We start from the raw sequence: 20,788 nt of genomic DNA, 5'->3' as shown, positions 1-20,788 counted from the left end.
CCCTGCACGGTTGCGGGTATTGAACTGCGAAAGCGGTCGGGCAGACCGGTCAATGTAGACAGTGCGGAGGGCCTTGCGAACCCCGTTGCGCGTCCCTCGAACCGGCGGCGGGCAGGATGCGAGGGTTCGGTGGCCACGCCGTTCCCATCAGGTGTGTCGTGGTTGCCCGCCACGTAAGGGGCGCCGACGGCCTAGGCTGCGGGGATGACCGAGCTGATCCTCCTTGGCACCGGCGGCGGCCCGTCGCCGAAGCGCACGCGCTCGGCGCCCGCGCAGGCCGTCGTCGTGGGCGGCCGGACGTACGTGATCGACTGCGGGAACGGGGTCGGACGGCAACTGCGGCTCGCCGGGATCGGGCTGCACACCATCCGGGCCGTCGCCGTGACGCACCACCACTCCGACCACAACGCCGACCTGGGGACGCTGCTGCACCTGTCGTGGTGCGCCAACCTGTCGACGCCGGTGGACGTGATCGGACCGAAGCCGCTGGCGTCCATGATGGACGCCTTCCTCGCCTTCGCCGAGGTCGACATCGCCACCCGGATGGCCGACGAGGGCAGGCCGGGGCTGGCGCCGCTGATCCGCACGCAGGAGGTCGACAAGCCCGGGATCGTGTTCGAGGACGAGCGGGTGCGGATCACCGCCGCCACCGTCCGGCACCCCCCGATGAACGCCTACGCCTACCGGATCGACACCGACGATCGGTCCATCGTCATCTCCGGCGACACCGCCCCCTGCCGCTCCCTGGTGGAGCTGGCCCGCGGCGCCGACGTGCTCGTGCACGAGGTCATGATGACCTCGCGCATCGGGGCGGTGCTCGGTGCCGCCACCAACGGCCGCCGGCTGCGCGAACACCTCATCGCCTCCCACACCGACGTCGGCGCGCTGGGCGCCATCGCCGCCGCCGCGGGCGTGGGGACACTGGTGCTGTCGCACTTCGTGCCCGGCGACGCCGGCATCGGCGACGCGGAGTGGGCGGCGGGCGTCGACGCGGACGGGAGCGGCTTCGAGGGACGCGTGGTGGTGGGGCGGGATCTGGCGAGGGTGTGAGGACCGCGGAGGGCCTGCGCGGGGCGCATGCTCGCACAGCGGCCCCATCCCGGCCGGCCCGTCGCCCTGCCAGCCCAACGCAAAACCCGCCGGCGCCCTGGGCGCCGGCGGGCCGCGAACCTGCCGTTCTACCGCTCCTTCGTCTTCCCCACCTCACCATCCGGACCGCCGGACGTCCCCGAGTCCCCCGGTTCCTCTGAGTTCCCCGAGTCCCCCTCCAGGTCCCGCGCCAGCGCCGCCTTCTCCGCCGACAGCGGCGTCGCCACGCTCTCCAGCGACTTCCGCTCGGCGTTCACCCCGAGCGTGATCGCCGTGATCCCGCCGAGGCACATCAACCCCGCCCCGAGCAGGTAGCCGATGAACAGCGGCGTCCGGCTCGACGCGTCGCCGATCAGCATCCCGAACAGCCAGGGTGCGATGACGCCGCCGCAGAACTGGGCGATCGCGAAGAAGAACGCGATCGCCTGGCTGCGCAGCTCCAGCGGGAAGATCTCGCTCACCGTCAGGTACCCCGAGGACGCGGCCGCCGATGCGATGAAGAAGACGATGCACCACATGATCGTCTGCGTGACCGCTGTGAGCGCGTCGATCCAGAACAGATATCCGCTCACCGCCAGGATCACCGACGACACCAGGTACGTGCCGCCGATCATGGCCCGCCGGCCGATCGTGTCGAAGTACCTCCCCAGCACCAGCGGACCGGCCAGGTTGCCCAGCGCGAAGGGGATGAAGAACCACGGGATCGTCTCGTCGGCGATGCCGTAGAAGTCGGCGAGCACCAGTCCGTAGGTGAAGAAGATGGCGTTGTAGAGGAAGCTCTGCGTCACCATCAGCACGAAGCCGAGCGTGGAGCGCCGCAAGTACTTCTTCAGCATGACCGAGGCGATCTCGCGGTAGGTCACGGGCGGATAGTGCCGTACCTCGATCGCCTCGTCTTCGTGCACGTCCTCGATCTCGCCGCCTTTGGACCGCACGTAGTCCTCGATGCCCTTGACTGTCTTCTCGGCCTCCTCCGCGCGACCGTGCGTCATCAGCCAGCGAGGGCTCTCGGGGATGTGCTTGCGCAGCTGCCACACGCACGCGCCGATGAGCGGCCCGACGAACATGCACAGCCGCCAGCCGACGTCCTTGCCGAAGATGTCGGGGTCGAGGAAGAAGGCGCCCAGGACCGCGCCGAGTGCCGCGCCGGCCCAGTAGGTGCCGCTGATGGCCAGCGACACCCGCCCCCGGTAGCGGGCTGGCATGAGCTCGTCGATCGCGGAGTGGATGGCGGCGTACTCACCGCCGATGCCCATGCCGGCGATGAAGCGGAAGACCGCGAACATCCAGAAGTTCAGCGAGAGGCCGGCCAGGCCGTTGAAGACCAGGTAGAGCGTCAGCGTGAGGATGAACATCTTGCGGCGGCCCTGCCGGTCGGCGAGCCGGCCGAACAGAAGCGCGCCGACGACCTGCCCCAGCAGGTAGATCGAGGCCGAGGCGCCGACCTCGGCGGAGGTGAGGGCGAGCGTGTCGGCGTCGGTGAGGACCGACGCGATCGACGCGGCCATCTGGATTTCGAGACCGTCGAGCACCCAGGCGGTGCCCAGCGCGATGATGACCAGCCAGTGGAATCTCGACCAGGGCAGGCGATCGAGTCGGGTCGGCACCGTGCTCTTGATGGAAGTCGTGGTCATGGGGTCTCCCCGCTGAGCTCGTCGGCATTTACGACCGTCGATACCCACGCCGAAAGGTCATGACGCATCCCATATCGTCGGCGAACTCAGGCTAACCGCAGGACTGTCCTCTTTAGGACTTTTTCTCCACAAAGGGCAGATAAGCGGGCAGCGACTCGGGGTTGGCCAGCGCTCCCTTCGCGGCGGCCTCGTCGACGGGCGTGCCGGTGAGGATGCGCTTGACGGGGACCTCCAGCTTCTTCCCCGACAGCGTCTTCGGCACCGCGGGCACGGCGTGGATCTCGTCGGGCACATGCCGGGGCGAGAGGTTCACGCGCAGCTCGGTGCGGATCCGCTTCACGAGCGCGTCGTCGAAGGCGACCCCTTCGGCCGGGACGACGAACAGCAGGAGCCGCCCGGCGCCGCCCTCGTCGTCTTCGAGGTGGACGACGAGCGAGTCGGCGACCTCGGCGAGCCCTTCGGTCACCGAGTAGAACTCGGCCGTGCCGAGCCGCACGCCGCCTCGGTTGAGGGTCGCGTCGGAGCGGCCGGTGATGACGCAGCTCCCCCGCTCGGAGACGGTGATCCAGTCACCGTGCCGCCAGACGCCCGGGTAGGTGCCGAAGTAGGCCTCGCGGTAACGGCTGCCGTCCTCGTCGCCCCAGAACGCCACCGGCATGGACGGCATGGGCGCGCTGATGACCAGTTCGCCCAGCTCGCCGACGACGGCCTTGCCCTCGGGCGTGTATGCCTCGACACGGGCGCCGAGGCAGCGGCAGGTGATCTCACCGGCGACGACGGGCAGGATCGGCACGCCTCCGACGAAGCCGGTGCACACGTCGGTACCGCCCGACAGCGAGGTCAGCACGACGTTCGGGGAGATCGCCTCGTAGACGTAGCGCCAGCCCTCGGGGGGCAGCGGCGCGCCGGTCGAGCCGACTCCCCGCAGCGCCGACAGGTCGGCGAGCTCGGCGGGCCGCAGTCCGGCCTTGCGGCAGGCGAGCAGGTAGGGCGCGGAGGTGCCGAAGTAGGTCATGCCCGACTCGCCGGCCAGGCGCCACAGGCGGCCGAGGTCGGGGTGGGCGGGGTTGCCGTCGTACATGACGACCGCGGAGCCGACGGCCGGCGCGGAGACGAGGTAGTTCCACATCATCCAGCCGGTGGTGGAGAACCAGAAGAAGCGGTCGCCGGGCCCGAGGTCGTGGTGGAGGGCGAGCTGCTTGAGGTGCTCCAGGAGAATGCCGCCGTGGCCGTGCACGATCGGTTTGGGCAGGCCGGTGGTTCCCGAGGAGTAGAGCACGTACAGCGGGTGCCCGAAGGGGACGGAGGCGAATTCGAGCGGCGCTTCCTCGGCGAGGAAGTCCTTCCAGGCCACGGTGTCGGGGAGCTCGGTGTCCACATAGGGCACGTGTACGACGTGGGTGAGCGAGGGCAGGGCGGCGCGGATGGCGGCGACCTCGTCGCGGCGGTCCACGGTCTTGTCGCCGTAGCGGTAGCCGTCGACGGTGACCAGGACGCTCGGCTCGATCTGGCGCCAGCGGTCGCAGACGCTGCGGGTGCCGAACTCGGGCGCGCAGCTGGAGAAGATCGCACCGAGACTGGCCGAGGCGAGCAGCACGATCAGGGCCTCGGGGATGTTGGGCAGGTAGGCGGCGACGCGGTCGCCGCGCCCGACTCCGGCGCGCACGAGTCCCGCCCGGCAGCGGGCGACCTGGTCGCGCAGCTCGGCGAGGGTCAGCACGACCGGGTCGCGGGAGTCGGAGTAGCCGAACACGACCGGGTCGCCGTCGGCGAGGCCGGGGGCGCGCAGGACGCGCTCGGCGTAGTTCAGCTCCGACTCGGGGTACCACTTCGCGCCGGGCATCTCGGCCGGGTCGAGGGCCGGGCCGCGCCGCTCGCCGACGTCGAAGAAGTCCCAGATCGAGTCCCAGAAGGCCGGCAGGTCGGTCGTCGACCACTCCCACAGCTCGGCGTAGCCGCCGAAGTCGAGGCCCCGCTCGGCGCGCAGCCAGTCGAGATAGCCGCCGATGCGGGTGTTCCGTGCCGACTCGGGCGTCGGTGTCCAAAGCTCGTCGGCCATGATCGTCCGTCCTCCCACAACACTGTGACCGCGCCCATCCTGCCATTCGGGATCACGGCCGCACAGAGGGTGGCGGCCCGGGTGCCGTTTCGCCCGTTCAGTCCGCCGGTGCGGTCTGGGCCAGCAGCGCGGTGTAGCGCTCGGCCATCGCCCGGCGGTCGGGGCCGCCGGCGGCGCCGGTCAGGTCGACGAGCCGTGCGAGGTCGGCGCGGTCCCTGGGCCGCAGCTCCAGGCCGGTGGCCGCGACCGTGTGGACGAGCGCGCCGACGGTCAGGCTCCACTCCCCCGCCGCGTCCTCCTCACGGACGAAGGCGACCTGCTCGGCCGTGCCCTCGGCCCGCTCCAGGGCGGGCAGGAGGGAGCGCAGGAGGTTCTCCTCCAGCGCGAGGAAGACCTTGAGGGCCCCCGACGCGCGGTTGCGGCGGTTGCGCGTCACGCCCTCGCCGCCCAGCGGGTGCCCGGTCCAGATCGAGCCGTCGGCTTCGAGGATGACGCGCAGGGCGACGCCGTCGCGCACGCCGTCGCAGATCCAGCCCTCGCCGCCGTCGAAGTCGGACAACGGGCGAGGCCGCTCGTCGGGGTACTTCGCGACGTCGACGAGGGCCTCGACGACGGTCGCGTCGGTCCAGGCCCGCGGGAAGAGCGCCTTCCCGGCGATGGCGGAGCCGAAGGCGTGTCCTCCGTGCACGGGTTCCTCAGGCCGCCGGGATCCGGCTGAGGGCGGTCAGCGACCGCTCGCCCTGCGAGGAGACCTCGGCGCTGGCCGAGGTCCGCTCGAAGGTGAACAGCCGCACCAGGTCGGCACGGTCGGCATCGCCGATGGCGACGCCCTCCTTCGCCAGCATGTTGACCAGCGTCGTCAGGGCCTCCTGCCACTCGCCGGCCTTGGCCGACAGCCGCACGATGTCGGCATATGGGGCCATGCCCGCCTGCGAGGCCAGCACCGGTGTCAGCCGGCCGACGACGGCGTCGGTGAGGTCCATGTACTCGCGGTCGGACATGCCCCTTGTCATCGCGCTCCCCAGCTCATCGGTCATCTCGGATTAGTGTGCACGCCGGGGCCGCCGGTCGGGTAGGCGGACCAGATACTGCCGTCGCGGTTGAGGTGCACCTGGATCTGCACTCCGTCACGCGTCCCGGAGACGGTCCAGCCGATGTCGTCGCCGTTCTCGTTGTAGCGCTTGACAGGTGTGGAGGCCGGGTTGTCCGTCACCGACTTGACCTCGTCCATCACCCGATCCTCGTCCCAGCCCTCGGGGAACTCGGTCTTACCGGGGCGCCCGGTCCCGAAAAGGTGCCCGCCCTTGGTCTGGTCGTTGATGTCGCCGTGCAGGATGTGGTGTTCCCGGCTGGGCAGGCATTCGCCGTGGCGGGTCATCCCGTCGCGGATCTTGGTCATCTCCGGGTCGTTGTCCCAGCCGCCGCGTCGCGGCCCCTTCGGCGCGTCCGGAGCGTCCGGCGCCTTCCCCGGCGGGTCGGTCTTGCGCAGCAGGTTGGCGTCCTGGGAGATCTTCTTGCCGAACTTGCCCATCATCGCCGGTGACGGCCGGGGCCCCTTGCCGCCGGGTCCCTTGGTCATCCGAGGAGCTCCTCGATCGCCATGTTGATGATCTGGTCGATGATGACGCCGGTGATCGCCTTGAAGATGGGGATCTCGGCCAGCGTCGCGCCGAAGCTCGGCCCGGCCGTGGCGATCGCCTGGGCGATCTGGATCGCCAGGATGATGAGCTGGACGATCACGGTGATCTTCAGCGCCAGCACGATCGCGGCGGAGATGAACACGCCGATGCCGACCAGCACCACGTCGTCGCCGGCGTCGGCGAGGTTCACCGAGGCGAAGTTCTGGTCGGTCCACTTCGCCTTGAACGCCTCGACGGCGTCGCCCTGGTTCTGCGCCCACACGCCCTGCGCCGGCCCGTCGAGGGCGGCCGTCCCGCTCTTGAGCGTCGAGCTCAGCCCCATCCACAGCCGGCCCAGCTCGAACAGCTTCGTCTCGTCGCCCTCGGGCCAGGTGTAGCCCAGCTCGTCGAGCAGCGTGATCAGCATGCCCGGCAACTGCATCCCCATGTCAGCCGCCCAACTGGAAGGGCGCGAAGGAGGCGATGATGTCGTTCTCGGTGGTCTCGTAGGAGTCGGCCATGCTGCCGAGCTTCTCGGTGCAGTAGTCGACCGCGCCCAGCGCCGAGTCGAAGCACTCGGCGGCCACGTCCATGCAGACCTGGTGGGCGGTGCCGATGATCATGCCGATCATGTCGCCGCCGAAGGGGTCGCCGAGCGCGGCCACCTCCGACTTGAAGGCCTCGATGGCACCCGCCAGGTCCTCTTTGGACCCGCCGATGCCCGTCATCGCCGACCGGAGCCCATCGGGGCTCACCGACAACGGCTTGGAGACGGTCACCGGCGCGCCTCGACCTTCGCCCAGACGTTGTTGAGGACCTCGGTGAGCTTGCGCATCTGGTCGAGGCCCTGGTCCTGCAGGTCGCGCAGGTTCTCCTCGAGCGCACCGAGATCGGGCGCGTGCCCGTCGAACTCGCCGCCGCTCTTGGCGTCCAGCAGTGCCGCGTTGACCGCCTCGCGCACCACCTCGCCCAGGTCCTCCGCCGACAGGTACATCACCCGCGAGCCGAACTCCACGCCGCTGACCAGGCCGTCGGCGCCGACCTCGACGCGGACCTGCCCGTCGAGAGCCACACCCTCACCCGTACGGGCCTCGGCGGTCTCGGCCGCCGCCTCCCGTGCCGTGCGCAGCGAGTCTCGCGTCTGGCGCAGCAGTCCCTCGAAGTCGACCCGCTCGAAACCACCGGACATGGCTCCCCCTCGATATTGGTGATCGTCGAAGCCAAAGTAGACAGTCCCCGCAAGTCCGCACGACGGTCCACGACCGGTCCCGCGCGTCTGCGGCCCGACCGCCGCCGTGATCGGTAGCGTCGGGTGACCTCGGCGAGACCCGACCTCCATGGAGCGTCCATGCGCACGATCGTGCTGTTGTTCACCCGCGACCTGCGCGTCGTCGACAATCCGATGCTCGCGACGAGCTGCGCGGTCGCCGACCGGGTCGTGCCGCTGTTCGTGGTCGACCCGGCGATCGAGGCCTCGCCGATCCGGCGGCGCTTCCTCGCCGAGAGCCTGACCGACCTGCGCGAGTCGCTGCGGACGCTCGGCGGCGACCTGCTCGTCCGCGAGGGCGAGCCGGCGGAGGTCGCCGCGACCGTGGCCGCCGAGGCGGGCACGAACCAGGTCGCGATCACCGCCGACGTCAGCGCCTACGCCAAGTCGCGCGAGGAGCGGCTTCGCGAGCGGGGACTGGAGGTGCGCGCGTTCCCCGGGGTCACGGTCGTTCCGGCCGGGAAGGTCCGGCCCTCGGGCGGCGGGGACCACTACAAGGTCTTCACGCCGTACTGGCGGGCGTGGGAGGCGACGACGTGGCGGGATCTGGCCGAGGCGCCCAAAAGCGTCACGCTTCCCGACGGCATGACCGGCGACGACCCGCGCGTGATCCTGGGCGATACCTCGCCGTCGACGCTGATGCCCGGCGGCGAGCAGGCCGCCCACGAGCGCCTCGACGCCTGGGCGCCGCGCGCCGGGGACTATCCCGACCTCCACGACGCGCTCGGCGAGGACGGCACCTCGCGGCTGAGCCCGTACCTGCACTTCGGCTGCGTCTCACCGCTGGCACTGGCCACCGACCCGCGCGTGCACCCGGCCTTCGTCCGCCAACTGTGCTGGCGCGACTTCTACCACCAGGTCCTCGCGGGGTTCCCGAGGCTCGGCAGCGAGGCATACCGGCCGGGCGTCGTCGAGGACTGGACCGACGACCCGGCCGCCTTCGAGTCGTGGAAGGCCGGCGAGACCGGCGTCGAGGTCGTCGACGCCGGCATGCGCCAGCTGCTCGCGGAGGGCTGGATGCACAACCGCGCGCGGATGATCACCGCGAACTACCTGACCAAGACCCTCGGCCTCGACTGGCGCCGGGGAGCCGCCTGGTTCGCAGAACGGCTCCTCGACGCCGACGTGGCCAACAACAACGGGAACTGGCAGTGGGTCGCCGGGACGGGCAACGACTCCAAGCCCTACCGGCGCTTCAACCCCGTAAGGCAGCAGGCTCGCTTCGATCCGGAAGGGGACTACGTTCGGCGCTGGCTCGGCTGAGTCGCGACGGCCACCAGATCGCGCGGCCGATGTCGACCGACAGGGCCGGGACCAGCAGCGAGCGCACGATGAGCGTGTCGAGCAGGACGCCGAAGGCGACGATGAAGGCGATCTGTGCGAGGAAGAGGATCGGCAGGACGGCCAGCGCGGAGAAGGTCGCGGCCAGCACGACACCCGCCGAGGTGATGACCCCGCCGGTGACGGTGAGGCCGCGCAGTGTCCCCTTCCTGGTGCCCAGGGTCTTCGACTCCTCTCTGACCCGGGTCATGAGGAAGATGTTGTAGTCGATGCCCAGGGCGACGAGGAACACGAAGCCGAACAGCGGGACCACCGGGTCCGCGCCGGGGAAGCCGAAGACGTGGTTGAAGACCAGTGCCGAGATGCCCATGGTCGCCGCGAAGGACAGCACGACGGTCGCGATGAGCAGGACCGGCGCGAGCAGGGAGCGCAGCAGCAGCGCGAGGATCAGGAAGATCACCAGCAGGACGATGGGGATGATCAGGTTGCGGTCGTGCTCGGAGGTCGTCTGCGTGTCGAGCTGGATCGCGGTGGGACCGCCGACCTTGGCGTCGGCGCCGGGCACGGCGTGCACGGCGTCGCGGATGCGGCCGACGGTGGCCACGGCGTCCTCGGAGTCGCTGGGGTCGCTCAGGACGGCGCTGATGCGGACGAGTCCGTCGACGACCTGCGGCGGGGCTCCGGGAGGACCGGCGTAGGCGACCTGCTCGACGCCGTCGACCTTCGCGGCGGCGATGACGGCGTCGGCCGAGTCGGCGTTGGCGATGATGACGGTGGGCGCGCCGGTGCCGCCGGGGAAGTGCCGGGAGAGGACTTCCTGGCCTTCGACGGAGTCGACCTCGGTGAGGAAGATGTCGGACTGGGCGGTGCCCTCGGCCTTCAGCTGCGGCACGAAGGCGACGCCGATGAGCAGGACGAGCACGGTCACGATCCACACGACCCGCGGCTTGCGCGAGATCAGGCCGGCGACGCGCGCCCACACGCCGCCCGACTCGGGGTGCGGTGAGCCGTGCAGCGGCCGTTTCGGCCAGAACGCCGCCCGCCCGAGCAGGGCGAGCGCGGCGGGCAGGAAGGTGACCGAGGCGAGCAGGGCCGCGGCGATGCCGATCGCGGCGACCGGGCCGAGGGTGCGGTTGGAGTTGAGGTCGCTGAACAGCAGGCAGAGCACGCCGAGGATGACGGTGCCGGCCGAGGCGGCGATGGGTTCGATGGTGGCGCGCCAGGCCTTGCCCATCGCGCGGTAGCGGTCCTCGGTGTCGCGCAGTTCCTCACGGAAGCGGGCGACCAGCAGGAGGGCGTAGTCGGTCGCGGCGCCGAAGACCAGGATGAACAGGATGCCCTGGCTTTGCCCGTTGAGTTCGAGGGCGCCGGCGTCGGCGAGGAAGTAGACGCCGAGGCTGGCGATGCCCAGGGCGAGGACGCCCGAGACGAGCACGACCAGGGGCAGCAGGGGCGAGCGGTAGACGATGATGAGGATGAGGCCGACGACGGCCGCGGTGACCAGGAGGAGCAGGCCGTCGATGCCGCCGAAGGCTTCGCCGAGGTCGGCGACCTGTGCGGCGGGGCCGGTGACCAGGACGGTGAGTCCCTCGGGGTGGTCCTCCAGCCCGGCGCGGATCGCCTCGACGGCGTCGGCGGGCTCGCGGTCGCCGTCGAGGGGGACGACGATCTGGGCGGCCTCTTCGTCCTCGGAGGGGATGGGCGGCGGGAGTTCGCCGTCGACGCCCTCGGTATCGGCTATTTCGGCTGCGGCGGCCTCAAGGTAGGTGAGATCGTCGCGGGTGAGCCCGCCGGGGCGTTCGGCGATCACGATCGCGGGGATGGTGTTGCTGTTCTCGAAGCGCTTTTGCAGCTCACCGACTTCGGTGGCCTCGGCGGAGGCGGGCAGGAAGGCCGAGCTGTCGTTGGTGGTGACCTCGCTGAGCTTGCCGGTGTAGGAGCCGCCGAGACCGCCGACGACGAGCCATACCAGGACCAGCAGCGCCGGGACCAGCCATCGGGCGACGCTGGCGGGGCGCTTGGCCGGCGCCTCGTCGGTTGGCGCAGGATTGCCGTGGGCCATGACCGTGGTCCTCCGAAGTCGTTTCGATGATCGAACCTTTCGATCTACGAACGATAGACGCTGATGTTGAAGACGGCGAAAGGACGTGCCGGTGACGAGTCCCGAACAGCACGACCGGCCCGACCCCGGGGGTGCCGACGCCCTGCTCATCCGGCTGTTGCGGCAGCTGTCGGTGGAGTCGAGCCGGTTCTCCGACATGTTCGGCGAGGCCCACGGCCTTCACCGCACCGACCTCAACGCGCTCGCCGTGGTGATGGACGCCGCCCGGCACGGCGACCGGATGTCCCCTGGCACGCTGGCCGCCGCCTTGCACCTGAGCCCTTCGGCCACGACCTCCGCGCTCGACCGGCTGGAGGCCAACGGCCACCTGCGGCGCGGCCGCGACCCGGAGGACCGTCGCAAGATCGAGCTGGACATGACCGACAAGGCGCGCGCGGTCGGCCACGGCTTCTTCGCGCCGCTGGCCGTGGAGTTCGCCGAGCGCTGGCGTGACTTCGGGCCCGAGGAGCGCGAGACGATCGCCCGCTTCCTGACCGCGTCGATCGAGGCGACGGTGAAGGTCCGGAGCGAACTGCACCGCGAGGACTAGGTCTTCACAGGAACGGCGGCGCCTGCGCCCCGGGGACGCTTTCCAGGACCGCGCGCTCGGCGTCGATGACCGGTGTCGGTTCGAGCTGCGACAGGACGCTCAGGGCGCGCAGCCGGGCCGCGCGGGCCGCGTCGGTCGCCCCGGTCGCCTCGTGCACGAAGGTGAGGACGCGCAGGGTCTGCGCCTGGCGGAGGCGGTCGGCGAGCCGGTCGAAGAGGTCGGCGGCCTCTCGCAGGGCCGCGGCGGCACGCGAGTGCTCGCCGAGTGCGTGTTCGCAGGCGCCGGTGAGCTGGTCGGCGGCGGCCACGCCCCAGGTGTCGCAGACCTCGGCGAAGACGGCGCGGGCGGCACGCGCCTCGGCCAGCCCTTCCAGCGCGCGTCCACAGTGGATGTACACGGCGGCCAGGCGGTAGCGGGCCATCGCGGCCGAGCGGGGCGCGTCGAGCTCGTGCCAGACGCGCAGCGCCCGGCGCAGTGCCGCCAGGCCCTCCTCGTGTTCGCCGTGCAGGCTCAGCGAGTGCCCGAGCCGGCCGAGTTCCTGCGCGGTCCCGCGCACGTGGTCGTGCGCCTCGTGGACGGCCAGTGCGGCCCGGTGGTGCTCGGAGGCCTCGACGTAGCGGCCGAGGTTGCGGGTGGCCAGGCCGAGGAAGCCGAGCGTCTCGGCCTCCTCGCTCCAGTCGCCGGCGAGCCGGGCGGCGGTCAGCGCCTTGCCGAGGTGCTCGACGGCCACCGCGGGCCGGTTGCCCTCGCTGTAGGCGAGCCCGATGGCGTTGCGGGAGACCGCTTCCAGCAGCGGGTCGCCGAGACGGCCGGACAGGACGAGGCCGTGGCGGCCGACCGCGCGCAGCAGTGCCCAGCGGCACCGGTGGTCGCAGTACCAGGCCATCGACTCGACGAGCCTGCCGAGCGTGCGCGGTGGCGGCATCCGGCCCGATCCCTTGGCCAGAGCGGCGAGCACGTCCACGATCGCGTCGGCCTCTTCGTCCAGATGGGACAGTGCCGCCTCACTGCCGCCCGGATAGCCCGGGCCGGCGCCGGGGGTCAGCCCGTCCCCGGCCTCGACGGCGGCGTCGATGATGCGGGTGAAGAGCTTGGCGCGCACCGCCTCGCGCACCTCGGCGGGCTCGTCGAGGTCGAGGCGGTGCCCGGCGTAGACGCGCAGCAGGTCGTGCAGGCGGTAGCGGCCGGGACGCTCGGTGGGCGACAGCAGGCTGGCGCCGGCGAGGTCGGCGAGCGCGGAGCCGGGGTCGGTGTCGACGAGTTCGGCGGCGTCGCGTTCGCCGACCACTCCCCCTGGCACCAGGGCGATCCGGCGAAAGAGGGTGCGCGCGGAGTCGGGCATGGCCTCGTAGGACAGGTCGAAGGCCGCGCGGACCTCACCGCCGGGCACTTCGAGCGCGGCGAGGCGGCGCCGCTCGTCGCGCAGCTGCCCGGCGTAGTGGGCGAGCGGCCAGTCGGGCGTGCCCACGATGCGGTGGGCGGCGATCCGCAGCGCGAGCGGCAGACCCGCGCAGGCGGCCACGACGTCGCCGACGGCCTCGGGTTCGCCGTCGCAGCGCGAGCCGCCGACCAGGCGTCGCAATAGGACGGTGGAGTGCTCCTCGGGAAGCGGCGGTAGGGACAGCTCGTGGCCGATCGCGGGATCGGAGAAGCGGCGGCGGCTGGTGATGAGCACCAGCGAACGGCCCGCGCCCGGCAGGAGCGGCGCGATCTGGCGGACGTCGGCGGCGTTGTCGAGGACGATCAGCGCCCCGTGGTGGGCCAGCAGGGAGCGCAGGAGCCCCGACCTCCCGGCCGTGGACGGCGGGATGTCGGGCTCGCCGACCCCGAGGGCGGTGAGCATGTAGTGCAGTGCCTCGCCGGCCGGGCGTGCGGCGTCGGCGAGTTCGAGGTGCAGCACGGTGTCGAAGGCCTTGCCCGAGGCCACGGCCGTGTGCGCGGCGGTCAGCGCCAGCGCGGTCTTGCCGACGGCGGGCTGGCCGTGGATGAGCACGGCGGTCGGGCGCTCGCCGGTGGCGGCGGACTCGGCGAGGCCGAGCAGGAAGGCCAGTTCGGCCTCGCGGCCGACGAACACCGTCGGCGCCGCGGGCAGTTGCGCCACCGGCCGCTCCCCGCGAGCGGCCGTGGCGCGGTGGGTCAGGACGGCCCGGCGCAGGTCGGTGAGGCCACCGGTGGCGTCGAGTAAGGTCTCGTAGCCGTCCAGGATGTCCTGCGGTGGCAGGCGTCGGCCCAGTTCGTAGTCGGTGAAGGCGCTGTGGCCGTAGCCGAGGCGGGCGGCGAGCGAGCGCAGGGAGACGCCGCGCCGCTCGCGGGCGGCGCGCATGGCCTTTCCTAGCGTGACGAGCGCGTCATCGGCAGGTCGTCTGGGCACCGGCCCATTATCGCAGTGGGAGCGCTGCCAATGCTCGCATCCACCGGAACGCGCAGCTCGCCGGGCGTGTGCGGGTGCGCACTTTTGTCGTATGTGGACAGTGCGAAGTGGACGACGGCGGTCGCCGGCGTCTCCTCGGGCCCGGGGCGGACCGCGTCGACGAGACCGAAACGGCGGTGCATCACCGTGCGCACCTCCCAGATGTCGACCGCGCGGGCGCGCAGCGGCCACCGGTGGCCCGGGGGCGCGATGAGCAGCGCGCGTTCGAGCCTGACCGCGCACCGGTCGACCCAGGCCCGGCTGCCGAAGCGGAGGACGAGCCCGAGCGCCGCCAGGGCGAGGGGAAGCGTCCAGGGCGTTGCGCCGGTCAGCGCGAAGGGCACCGGGGCCAGCGCGGCGGCGGCGACCAGAGGCCCGCAGCGCCACAGGGTGAGCAGGAGTTTCACGAGGCGCGCGCCAGGCGCAGGACCGTGCCGTCGGGTCGGCGGAGTTCGAGGTGGTCGGGGAGTTCGGCGGCCGCGCCGAGGCGGCGGCCGAGGTCGCGCACGGAGTCGGTGAGGTCCTCCTGGCTGGGCCAGTCGTCGATCTCGGCGAGCCGCCCGTGCGCGGTCAGCGCGGTCTCCACAAGAGACAGTGCGAGCAGACCGGTGGCGATGTCGGGCCCCGCGCAGCGTTCGGCGGCGAGGCTGTCGTGCACGGCCCTGAGGCGGCCGAGCCGGGTTCGGTTCGACGATCGGACGGTCACCGCGCTGCCGAGCCAGCGCAGTGCCGATACAGGGTCCCGGAACGCGCCGACGCCCATGCTCACCCTCCACACACCTCCACACCAGGTGTCCATTGAGGAGACGATCCTGACGCGGAGGCGGGGCGCCGACAATGAAGCGGAGTCTTCTCCGGACATGTTCCGGACACTTGCTTGACTTACGATGAGCGCAGATATTTGCGACTATCGCAAACATTGGTTAGCATCGTCTCCATGCAGAGCAAAGGCACCTTCTACCCGCTGCTGGACGACATCGCGGCGATCGCCCACCCCCGCCCCGAACCCCCCGAAGAGGGCGTCACCGAGGACTACTCGCGGCGGCTCGTGGAGGTCAGCGAGGACCGCCGCCGCTTCATGGACGAACTGGAGGCGGAACTCCTGGCCGACGACGCCGACCCCCTCCTCCGGGCACTCGCGCGGGCCCGCGCCCGCAAGGAACGCGCCGAAGCCGAGATCCGCGCGCTGCTCGCCTACGGCCGCGAAGTCGTCCGCCCCCGCCCGTACACGCTCGGCGCGCTCGCCGAGGCCGCCGGCATGTCCTTCTCCGGCGTGCGCACCGCCTACGGCGACGCCGACATCAGCGTCGCCGTCGAGGCGGCGGGTGGTGGGGAGGCCTAAACGCCCTACGACAGGAAGGCCATCGCGGGCGTGTCCCTGCGTACACAGTCGATGTCGGGCCGGAACTGCTCCGGTGCGAACGGCGTGTCCTCTGCGGCCGTCACCTCCTCGACGAACTGCCGCTCGTCGATCCGGAGCAGCCGCTCCGCGGCATCCGGCGTCCGGTTCAGATACCAGGGCACCACACTTCCCCTCAGCCAGCCGGAGTGACACACGCGGTCGTTGTTCAGTGGGAACACCACCGGCCTGGTGAAGGTCTCCTTGACGAGTTTCGGAACCGCGATGAGTTCGCCGTACGCCGGCCAGAGCGAGTCAACCCCCTTCTCTCGCAGGAAATCCTGAATGAGCGAGCCGAAGACCTGGTCGAACTCGACCTCGAAGAGTTCGACGCGCCGCTCCCTGCCGTGCAGCAGCCCAGTGAGCCTGCGCAAAGCCGCCAGCCGGCCACCGGCTCGCAGCGAAAGGCTCAGCAGTTTCTCGACTTCGGGCGTGATGATCCGCGGATGGACGTTCAGGCCGGCGACCACCAGCAACAGATCCTCGACCATCCCGGTCAGCGTGTCGGCAAGGAGCACAACACGGCCCTCGTCGCTCGCCGTCGAGGCGTCCTTCCGGTGGATCGCGCGCAAGTCCTGCACCTGCCCCCGCCCGATCCCGGGCGCGAGTGCAAAGTAAGCCCCGATGTTGGCGACCTGGTCGAAGCGGCCCTTCTCACTGTTGTGGGCGAACGGCCAGCGATTCAGATCGTGGATCCATGCCAGGATCCTGACCTGCTCGGCGTCCACGTCGCCGGCGAGAACCGAAAGCCGCGCCGCGACCCCCGCGACCCGCCTCACGTGACCTTCCCGGGCGAACACCCGGGTCCTGGGATCGTGCTCCTGTCCGTAAACGGTGACGAAGCCCGTGATGTTACCGAGCCTGTCCAAACGGGTCCGGAACCAGTCCGACGCCAGGATATTGATGCGCACCGCAGGCCGCCCTCGACTCATTCCTGATCCTGTCTGTCTAGCGGTTGTGAGATGAACGGGCCGTGCCAGGCCTTCTGCCCGATGAACGCGCGGACCGTGGGAAGGAACGCGCCCTTCGCAGCGTGGAGGACCGTGTTGAAGTCGTACTCGCCGACGGCGGCCTCGATCCGCAGCGAACGTGTCGAATCGTCGTAAGCGACGAGCCGGTCCTTCAGTCCCAGGAAAGCGGCCACCCGTCGCGAGAAGCGCTCGCCCTCGGACCGCGTCGGCCGACTCGTCGCCTTTCGGAAGTCGCACAGCGTCCGCTGCCCGACGGGACACTGGCAGGGAAGACACCGCTCCGCCGCCGACTCCGCCCGCCATGTCCCCAGCGCCTCGGCTCGTCCGGCAACGCGCGCGATCGCGCAGGAACTGTGCCGGTAGACCGGATACCGGTGCCTCTTGGCGGCCGCACGGACCTGGCGCCAGCCGGCGTGGTCGAAGACCTCTCCGTCGCCCGGGACCGCAAAGACCGACGGCAGCAGGGAGGACAACCTCTCGTCGTCCAGAGGCACGCCCGGACCGCGCTGGAAACCGACGACCACCGAACAGGCCATGCCCGATCCTTTGAGCCGACCGACCACCTCGTCCCGGCCCGCCGAGATCGAGGACAGCTCGACCACGAAAGGACGCCAGAAGTGCACCGCGCGCTGATGGCGCGACGATGACACCAGCCGAGCATTGGCGAGAGTGCCCTCGAAGTCGGCGATGGGCCCGTTCTCCAGTCGCTCAAGTTCTCCCGTCGCGAAGGACTGGCTAAGGAACCAGGTGATGGGCCAGCCGAAACCGTCGAGGCGCTCCACCACCGAAGCCGAGAGGCGCGCTTTGGTTATCAGCACCAGCGGCCGCGGCCGGAACCTGGCCGTCAGTTCCGCGATGATCGCCACGGTCGCCGACCTGTTCTGCGGCGTCATCTGCATGTCGGTGTAGTTGCCGACACAGATCGGGGTCTGGTCGGTCGCCGGGTCGATGAGTTCGGCCCGGCGGCCGTGCAAGTAGGAGTGGAGGTCCCCCGCCAGCAGTCTCGGTTCCCGCCTGAGCAGAGGCTTGGACCTTGTCAGACCCAGCTTGCCCAGGTAGCAGTACCGACATTGAGCCGGGCAACCGACGACGGGATCGACGCTGATCCAGGTGTCGTGCTCGGCGATCAGAGGGGGCCGGTCACGTTCAGCCGTATCTGTCATTGCGTGCTCGATTCCACAGCGCCAGGAACGCGGCCTTCAGGTCGTCATAGGCAGCCGAACGCAGCGTGATGTCGTCGACCTCATCGGAGTTGTGCCAATAGAAGTCGAAGGTGCCTTCCAGTAGCCGCCTGCTGTGCGCCCCCGCGGCATCGAACTGCAACTCGAATGAGTCGAAGAGATGCCGCTGGCGAAGGGCCCGCGGGACCCTGAAGTAGGGCTCGTAGAAGGAGGCGTCGTGGGTCAGGAGCACCGTTGCGCCCAGCCCGAAGCGACTGAGTCGCAGCTCGATACGGTTCCCGTACTCCTGGCGGAGCATGCTGTACCCGCGGATGCTCTCCTGGGTCTTGCTCAGCAGGTCCGGATGAGCCTGGTAGGCACCGTCGTCCGACCTCCCATAGCTTTCCGACAGACCGAAGTACTCGGGCACGGCGGGGTTGCAGATCACGATCTGGAGGCCCGAGCCGTTCGCCAGCGCGTCCTCGACCTCGTCGTGGAGGACTCCGCGCGGCGAGAGGTAGGACTGCCCGGTCTCGGCGAGGAGCCGGATCGTCGATATGCGCTTCGGCGGCCCTGCGATCGCCGCCTTCTTGGCTTGGTTGCGTCGGTTGTTCACCCGGCGTTCGCTGCCGGGAGTGGCGGCATAGACCGCCTGGCAGTGCAGCGCCGAAGCAATGGTCTGTGGCGCCGTCGAGATCCAAGCAGCGGTCCCCGCATCACCGGACAAGTGCTTTCGCAACGCACAGATGGTGTAGACGACCGCCGTGATGTCGGTGTCCAGCCATCGCGTCCGCTTCAGACATTCGCGCAGCAGGAACCAGCGGTACATCATGAGCGCGCCGGGCTGGACGATCTGCGGGAGAACCTGCGACATCGAGTGCCGCCAGAGCCTGAAGCACTTGAGGTGCCGGGGCTCGTCGCGATCCTCCGTCTCGAAGAAGAGGCCATCGCGTAGCAGGAAGTCCAGGACCCCGATCATCTCCGAGCGGTCGAGCTCCTGGGAGTCGTCGTCCACCCGCGGCACGGTCCGAAACAGCAGGTCCATCTCGAAGCGCGCGAAGTCCTCGAAGACGTGACCCCGTTTGACGTGCTCGAAGTCGATCACCTCGACCTCGGCGTGAACGGAGTCGACGAGAACGTTGGCGAACCTGGCGTCCCCATGAAGTTTTCGGTCGTCGTGGACGGGAGCGAGCCGCACGGTCGAGACCTGCTCGTCCCACCACTCCCTGAATCCGTTGAGATTCGGTAGATCGGGGCAGAAGGACTTCGCGGTGTTGAGCACCGCGAGAATGCCCGAGTCCCACCGAATGGCGCCGAGATACCTGGTCAACGGCTGGGACAGAGCGGTCGTCGACGTGTGGGAGGTACCGAGCTTGGCGCTTATGGCGCGGAAGCAGGCTCGCAGAGTGTCGTCGGAGGCGGCGACGTCCCTGTTGGCACTCCACAGATAGGTCTTCACGAACCCCTCAAAGTCACTGAAATGCGTCAGCTCCTCGAAGCTTCGCGCACCGATGTACCGGTAGGCGATCACCCGCCAGACGACGTCCTTACCTCCGACGGACACCTCGACTGGATCGGAAATACCATCAAGCCCTTCACGGTGCAGCCAGGTGTCCTCGCCCTCGTATTCCCGCCTGCGCGAGTGCTCGGCGATGATCTGTTCCTGGGGTCCGCACTTGACGACAAGTGGATCGGCGGCACCCGGCCAGACGAGGGCCACCAGCGAACCGCTGTATCCCCCGGCTAAGAGCCGGACCGTCTCGGCGTGTTCACCGCCTACTGGACGCGAGATCGGTAAGGACGACACAAGGCGCCGGATATCTCCACCGGTAATAGCCGGGTGACTTCCAATGATCTGCATGTGCCCCCCATTGCGACACAACTTCGCCCCACACTGATACGAAGCAACGTCGTGATTCTATTGGTCCGACCTCCACTGAAACGAGCCCCAACCTCGCCACATCCCATGGTGGACCAAAGGTGGGCGGCACGCAACCTCTCACTACGGCGTGTCGTGGGCTGATATTTCTCACGATCTGCGCGATCAAATACCTCAAAGCGGACATTGTCGAGGGTCGAAGTATTGATCGCCGGACGGTACGATCACAGATATCAATGCAATTCAAGTTGCACAGTTCAATATATTGATCCTGTCGCGTCCCTGACAATGAAAGTCGTGTCCGAGCGTACTTCGTTGAGAAGTCCCGACAAGCTTGGTTTCCACATGATGATCGACGATTACCGCAAGACGCTGACCGCCTTCATCAAGTCCGTGCCCGGCCACGACGAGAGCCCGGTCAGCGTTCAAGAACTCTGTTCGAGGTCCGGGGACCGAGCACCGCTGCCGACCGCTTCGGGGAACATCCTGGTGGAGCTCCTCGCCGGATTCGGGGTACTGCGGATCGCCGAGTCCACGCCCGGTGTCACCACGGTCAAGGCCGCGGCTCCGGCGGCCCACCTGTTCCTGAGCAGCCTCGCGCATCACATCGCGGAGAAGGCTCCGATACTGGAGGACTGGTCGAGGCCGGGGACGGTCGATCCGCCCTACTCCGGTGACCAGGCCCTCGCGGGGGCTCAGTTTCTCTACTTGCTCGAACGCAGGCGGCTGTGCAGAGACCCGAGCGCGGCGCCTCTTCGCAGGGTCGAGGTGGCACAGGTCCTCGTCAACCGCCGCACCCGCAAATACGGCACCGTCTACCTCGTCCTGCACGACGACATCGCCGGCCAGTTCCAGCTTCCCGGCGGCCACCGGCGTTCGGGCGACCACGACCTGCGGGCGACAGCCCTGCGCGAACTCAACGAGGAACTGCCGCGGTTCGTCTTCGACCCAGCCTTCGACGAGCTCGTCGAACTCGGAACCGTCGAGACGACGCAGGTCTCCCGCACCTATGGCGCCGCCACCGCGTACCGGATGAAGTTCTTCCACCTCCGGTCGAGCCGAGGCGACATCCCCGTCGGACCGCACGCCCGCTGGATCAGCGAGCGTCACCTGCTGTCGGAACACTCGGCCGTCGAAGGGCAGACACTGAACCTCAAGGCCCTTCACGATCTCGCCTGCCGACTCCCCGAAGGCATCGGCGGCCTGGCCCTCAGTCTCAGCCCTCCTGGCACCGACGGCGTCATCGCGCTCTTCCGCGGGCGGTCGCTGGAGTTCTGGGGCCTGATCGTCGGTCTGGTCGGGCTACTCGCCTCGATCCTCTTCTTCATCTGGTCGTAGTTCCGCCGTCCGCACCGACAGGACACGGACG

Annotated in this window: 20 protein-coding genes; 5 read left to right on the top strand and 15 right to left on the bottom strand. The window is 69.7% G+C overall.

What is annotated here, in order from left to right; translation table 11 throughout:
- The first annotated feature begins 204 nt into the window (after nucleotides 1-204).
- Nucleotides 205-1,050: an MBL fold metallo-hydrolase gene (locus AB0I28_RS27310; protein ID WP_357497980.1), complete on the top strand. Its 846-nt coding sequence runs from the start codon at nucleotides 205-207 to the stop codon at nucleotides 1,048-1,050.
- 128 nt (nucleotides 1,051-1,178) lie between these two features.
- On the opposite strand, the gene AB0I28_RS27305 is transcribed toward AB0I28_RS27310, so the two are convergent.
- The 8 genes from AB0I28_RS27305 to AB0I28_RS27270 form a co-directional block, all read right to left on the bottom strand.
- On the bottom strand, nucleotides 1,179-2,723 hold the full coding sequence (locus tag AB0I28_RS27305; RefSeq protein ID WP_357497978.1) for an MFS transporter: 1,545 nt from the start codon (nucleotides 2,721-2,723) through the stop codon (nucleotides 1,179-1,181).
- Between the two features lie 112 nt (nucleotides 2,724-2,835).
- On the bottom strand, nucleotides 2,836-4,782 hold the full coding sequence (locus tag AB0I28_RS27300; RefSeq protein ID WP_357497976.1) for an acetoacetate--CoA ligase: 1,947 nt from the start codon (nucleotides 4,780-4,782) through the stop codon (nucleotides 2,836-2,838).
- A 97-nt stretch (nucleotides 4,783-4,879) separates the two neighbouring features.
- Nucleotides 4,880-5,470, bottom strand: coding sequence for a hypothetical protein (locus tag AB0I28_RS27295; protein ID WP_357497975.1), 591 nt, complete (start codon nucleotides 5,468-5,470; stop codon nucleotides 4,880-4,882).
- A gap of 7 nt (nucleotides 5,471-5,477) precedes the next feature.
- A complete protein-coding gene (locus tag AB0I28_RS27290) occupies nucleotides 5,478-5,819 on the bottom strand; it encodes a DUF6189 family protein (protein WP_357497973.1) in 342 nt (113 codons plus the stop codon).
- Nucleotides 5,816-6,361 carry an EndoU domain-containing protein gene (locus AB0I28_RS27285; RefSeq protein ID WP_357497971.1) on the bottom strand — a complete coding sequence of 182 codons (546 nt, stop codon included), beginning with the start codon at nucleotides 6,359-6,361 and terminating at the stop codon, nucleotides 5,816-5,818. Before AB0I28_RS27285 ends, AB0I28_RS27290 begins: the two co-directional genes overlap by 4 nt.
- Nucleotides 6,358-6,849 (bottom strand): hypothetical protein, encoded by a 492-nt coding sequence (locus AB0I28_RS27280; RefSeq protein ID WP_357497969.1) that lies wholly within the window; start codon nucleotides 6,847-6,849, stop codon nucleotides 6,358-6,360. The genes AB0I28_RS27285 and AB0I28_RS27280 overlap by 4 nt, the downstream gene beginning before the upstream one ends.
- A 1-nt stretch (nucleotide 6,850) precedes the next feature.
- The gene (locus AB0I28_RS27275) at nucleotides 6,851-7,180 is read right to left on the bottom strand and encodes a hypothetical protein (RefSeq protein ID WP_357497967.1); all 330 of its coding nucleotides are present in this window, start codon (nucleotides 7,178-7,180) and stop codon (nucleotides 6,851-6,853) included.
- Nucleotides 7,177-7,590 carry a YbaB/EbfC family nucleoid-associated protein gene (locus AB0I28_RS27270; RefSeq protein ID WP_357497965.1) on the bottom strand — a complete coding sequence of 138 codons (414 nt, stop codon included), beginning with the start codon at nucleotides 7,588-7,590 and terminating at the stop codon, nucleotides 7,177-7,179. Before AB0I28_RS27270 ends, AB0I28_RS27275 begins: the two co-directional genes overlap by 4 nt.
- Before the next feature lie 159 nt (nucleotides 7,591-7,749).
- On the opposite strand from AB0I28_RS27270, the gene AB0I28_RS27265 reads away from it, so the two are divergent.
- Nucleotides 7,750-8,931, top strand: coding sequence for a deoxyribodipyrimidine photo-lyase (locus AB0I28_RS27265; protein WP_357497963.1), 1,182 nt, complete (start codon nucleotides 7,750-7,752; stop codon nucleotides 8,929-8,931).
- Here the strand turns inward: AB0I28_RS27265 and AB0I28_RS27260 are convergent.
- Nucleotides 8,864-11,011 (bottom strand): MMPL family transporter, encoded by a 2,148-nt coding sequence (locus AB0I28_RS27260; protein WP_357497962.1) that lies wholly within the window; start codon nucleotides 11,009-11,011, stop codon nucleotides 8,864-8,866. The genes AB0I28_RS27265 and AB0I28_RS27260 overlap by 68 nt on opposite strands.
- A gap of 91 nt (nucleotides 11,012-11,102) precedes the next feature.
- Between AB0I28_RS27260 and AB0I28_RS27255 the strand changes: the two genes are divergently transcribed.
- Nucleotides 11,103-11,600: a MarR family transcriptional regulator gene (locus AB0I28_RS27255; protein WP_357497961.1), complete on the top strand. Its 498-nt coding sequence runs from the start codon at nucleotides 11,103-11,105 to the stop codon at nucleotides 11,598-11,600.
- A 4-nt stretch (nucleotides 11,601-11,604) separates the two neighbouring features.
- Here AB0I28_RS27255 and AB0I28_RS27250 read toward each other — a convergent pair whose 3' ends face one another.
- The 3 genes from AB0I28_RS27250 to AB0I28_RS27240 are packed head-to-tail and all read right to left on the bottom strand — an operon-like array spanning nucleotide 11,605 to nucleotide 14,809.
- The gene (locus AB0I28_RS27250) at nucleotides 11,605-13,971 is read right to left on the bottom strand and encodes an AAA family ATPase (RefSeq protein WP_357497959.1); all 2,367 of its coding nucleotides are present in this window, start codon (nucleotides 13,969-13,971) and stop codon (nucleotides 11,605-11,607) included.
- Nucleotides 13,932-14,417 carry a hypothetical protein gene (locus AB0I28_RS27245; protein WP_357497958.1) on the bottom strand — a complete coding sequence of 162 codons (486 nt, stop codon included), beginning with the start codon at nucleotides 14,415-14,417 and terminating at the stop codon, nucleotides 13,932-13,934. The genes AB0I28_RS27250 and AB0I28_RS27245 overlap by 40 nt, the downstream gene beginning before the upstream one ends.
- On the bottom strand, nucleotides 14,414-14,809 hold the full coding sequence (locus AB0I28_RS27240; RefSeq protein WP_357497956.1) for a hypothetical protein: 396 nt from the start codon (nucleotides 14,807-14,809) through the stop codon (nucleotides 14,414-14,416). The genes AB0I28_RS27245 and AB0I28_RS27240 overlap by 4 nt, the downstream gene beginning before the upstream one ends.
- A 138-nt stretch (nucleotides 14,810-14,947) precedes the next feature.
- Between AB0I28_RS27240 and AB0I28_RS27235 the strand changes: the two genes are divergently transcribed.
- Nucleotides 14,948-15,352 (top strand): hypothetical protein, encoded by a 405-nt coding sequence (locus AB0I28_RS27235; protein WP_357497955.1) that lies wholly within the window; start codon nucleotides 14,948-14,950, stop codon nucleotides 15,350-15,352.
- A gap of 5 nt (nucleotides 15,353-15,357) precedes the next feature.
- On the opposite strand, the gene AB0I28_RS27230 is transcribed toward AB0I28_RS27235, so the two are convergent.
- From AB0I28_RS27230 to AB0I28_RS27220, 3 genes are all read right to left on the bottom strand, one after another.
- Entirely contained in the window at nucleotides 15,358-16,320 is a 963-nt protein-coding gene (locus tag AB0I28_RS27230) for an HD domain-containing protein (protein WP_357497953.1), read from the bottom strand.
- Nucleotides 16,321-16,337: 17 nt separating this feature from the next.
- On the bottom strand, nucleotides 16,338-17,246 hold the full coding sequence (locus AB0I28_RS27225; RefSeq protein WP_357497951.1) for a hypothetical protein: 909 nt from the start codon (nucleotides 17,244-17,246) through the stop codon (nucleotides 16,338-16,340).
- Nucleotides 17,247-17,526: 280 nt separating this feature from the next.
- Nucleotides 17,527-19,401, bottom strand: coding sequence for a hypothetical protein (locus AB0I28_RS27220; RefSeq protein WP_357497949.1), 1,875 nt, complete (start codon nucleotides 19,399-19,401; stop codon nucleotides 17,527-17,529).
- 363 nt (nucleotides 19,402-19,764) lie between these two features.
- Here AB0I28_RS27220 and AB0I28_RS27215 point away from each other — a divergent pair, with 363 nt between their 5' ends.
- A complete protein-coding gene (locus tag AB0I28_RS27215) occupies nucleotides 19,765-20,757 on the top strand; it encodes an NUDIX domain-containing protein (protein WP_357497947.1) in 993 nt (330 codons plus the stop codon).
- The last annotated feature ends 31 nt before the right edge of the window (nucleotides 20,758-20,788 follow it).

It is taken from the genome of Phytomonospora sp. NPDC050363, assembly GCF_040655735.1.
GTDB lineage: Bacteria > Actinomycetota > Actinomycetes > Mycobacteriales > Micromonosporaceae > Phytomonospora.
This window is presented reverse-complemented; position numbering and strand designations above follow the sequence as displayed.

Bases quoted from the DNA above. Each gene is read 5' to 3' on its own strand.
- AB0I28_RS27310 (WP_357497980.1), top strand. From the start codon at position 205: ATGACCGAGCTGATCCTCCTTGGCACCGGCGGCGGCCCGTCGCCGAAG.
- AB0I28_RS27305 (WP_357497978.1), bottom strand. From the start codon at position 2,723: ATGACCACGACTTCCATCAAGAGCACGGTGCCGACCCGACTCGATCGC.
- AB0I28_RS27300 (WP_357497976.1), bottom strand. From the start codon at position 4,782: ATGGCCGACGAGCTTTGGACACCGACGCCCGAGTCGGCACGGAACACC.
- AB0I28_RS27290 (WP_357497973.1), bottom strand. From the start codon at position 5,819: ATGACCGATGAGCTGGGGAGCGCGATGACAAGGGGCATGTCCGACCGC.
- AB0I28_RS27285 (WP_357497971.1), bottom strand. From the start codon at position 6,361: ATGACCAAGGGACCCGGCGGCAAGGGGCCCCGGCCGTCACCGGCGATG.
- AB0I28_RS27280 (WP_357497969.1), bottom strand. From the start codon at position 6,849: ATGGGGATGCAGTTGCCGGGCATGCTGATCACGCTGCTCGACGAGCTG.
- AB0I28_RS27270 (WP_357497965.1), bottom strand. From the start codon at position 7,590: ATGTCCGGTGGTTTCGAGCGGGTCGACTTCGAGGGACTGCTGCGCCAG.
- AB0I28_RS27265 (WP_357497963.1), top strand. From the start codon at position 7,750: ATGCGCACGATCGTGCTGTTGTTCACCCGCGACCTGCGCGTCGTCGAC.
- AB0I28_RS27260 (WP_357497962.1), bottom strand. From the start codon at position 11,011: ATGGCCCACGGCAATCCTGCGCCAACCGACGAGGCGCCGGCCAAGCGC.
- AB0I28_RS27240 (WP_357497956.1), bottom strand. From the start codon at position 14,809: ATGGACACCTGGTGTGGAGGTGTGTGGAGGGTGAGCATGGGCGTCGGC.
- AB0I28_RS27235 (WP_357497955.1), top strand. From the start codon at position 14,948: ATGCAGAGCAAAGGCACCTTCTACCCGCTGCTGGACGACATCGCGGCG.
- AB0I28_RS27220 (WP_357497949.1), bottom strand. From the start codon at position 19,401: ATGCAGATCATTGGAAGTCACCCGGCTATTACCGGTGGAGATATCCGG.
- AB0I28_RS27215 (WP_357497947.1), top strand. From the start codon at position 19,765: ATGATGATCGACGATTACCGCAAGACGCTGACCGCCTTCATCAAGTCC.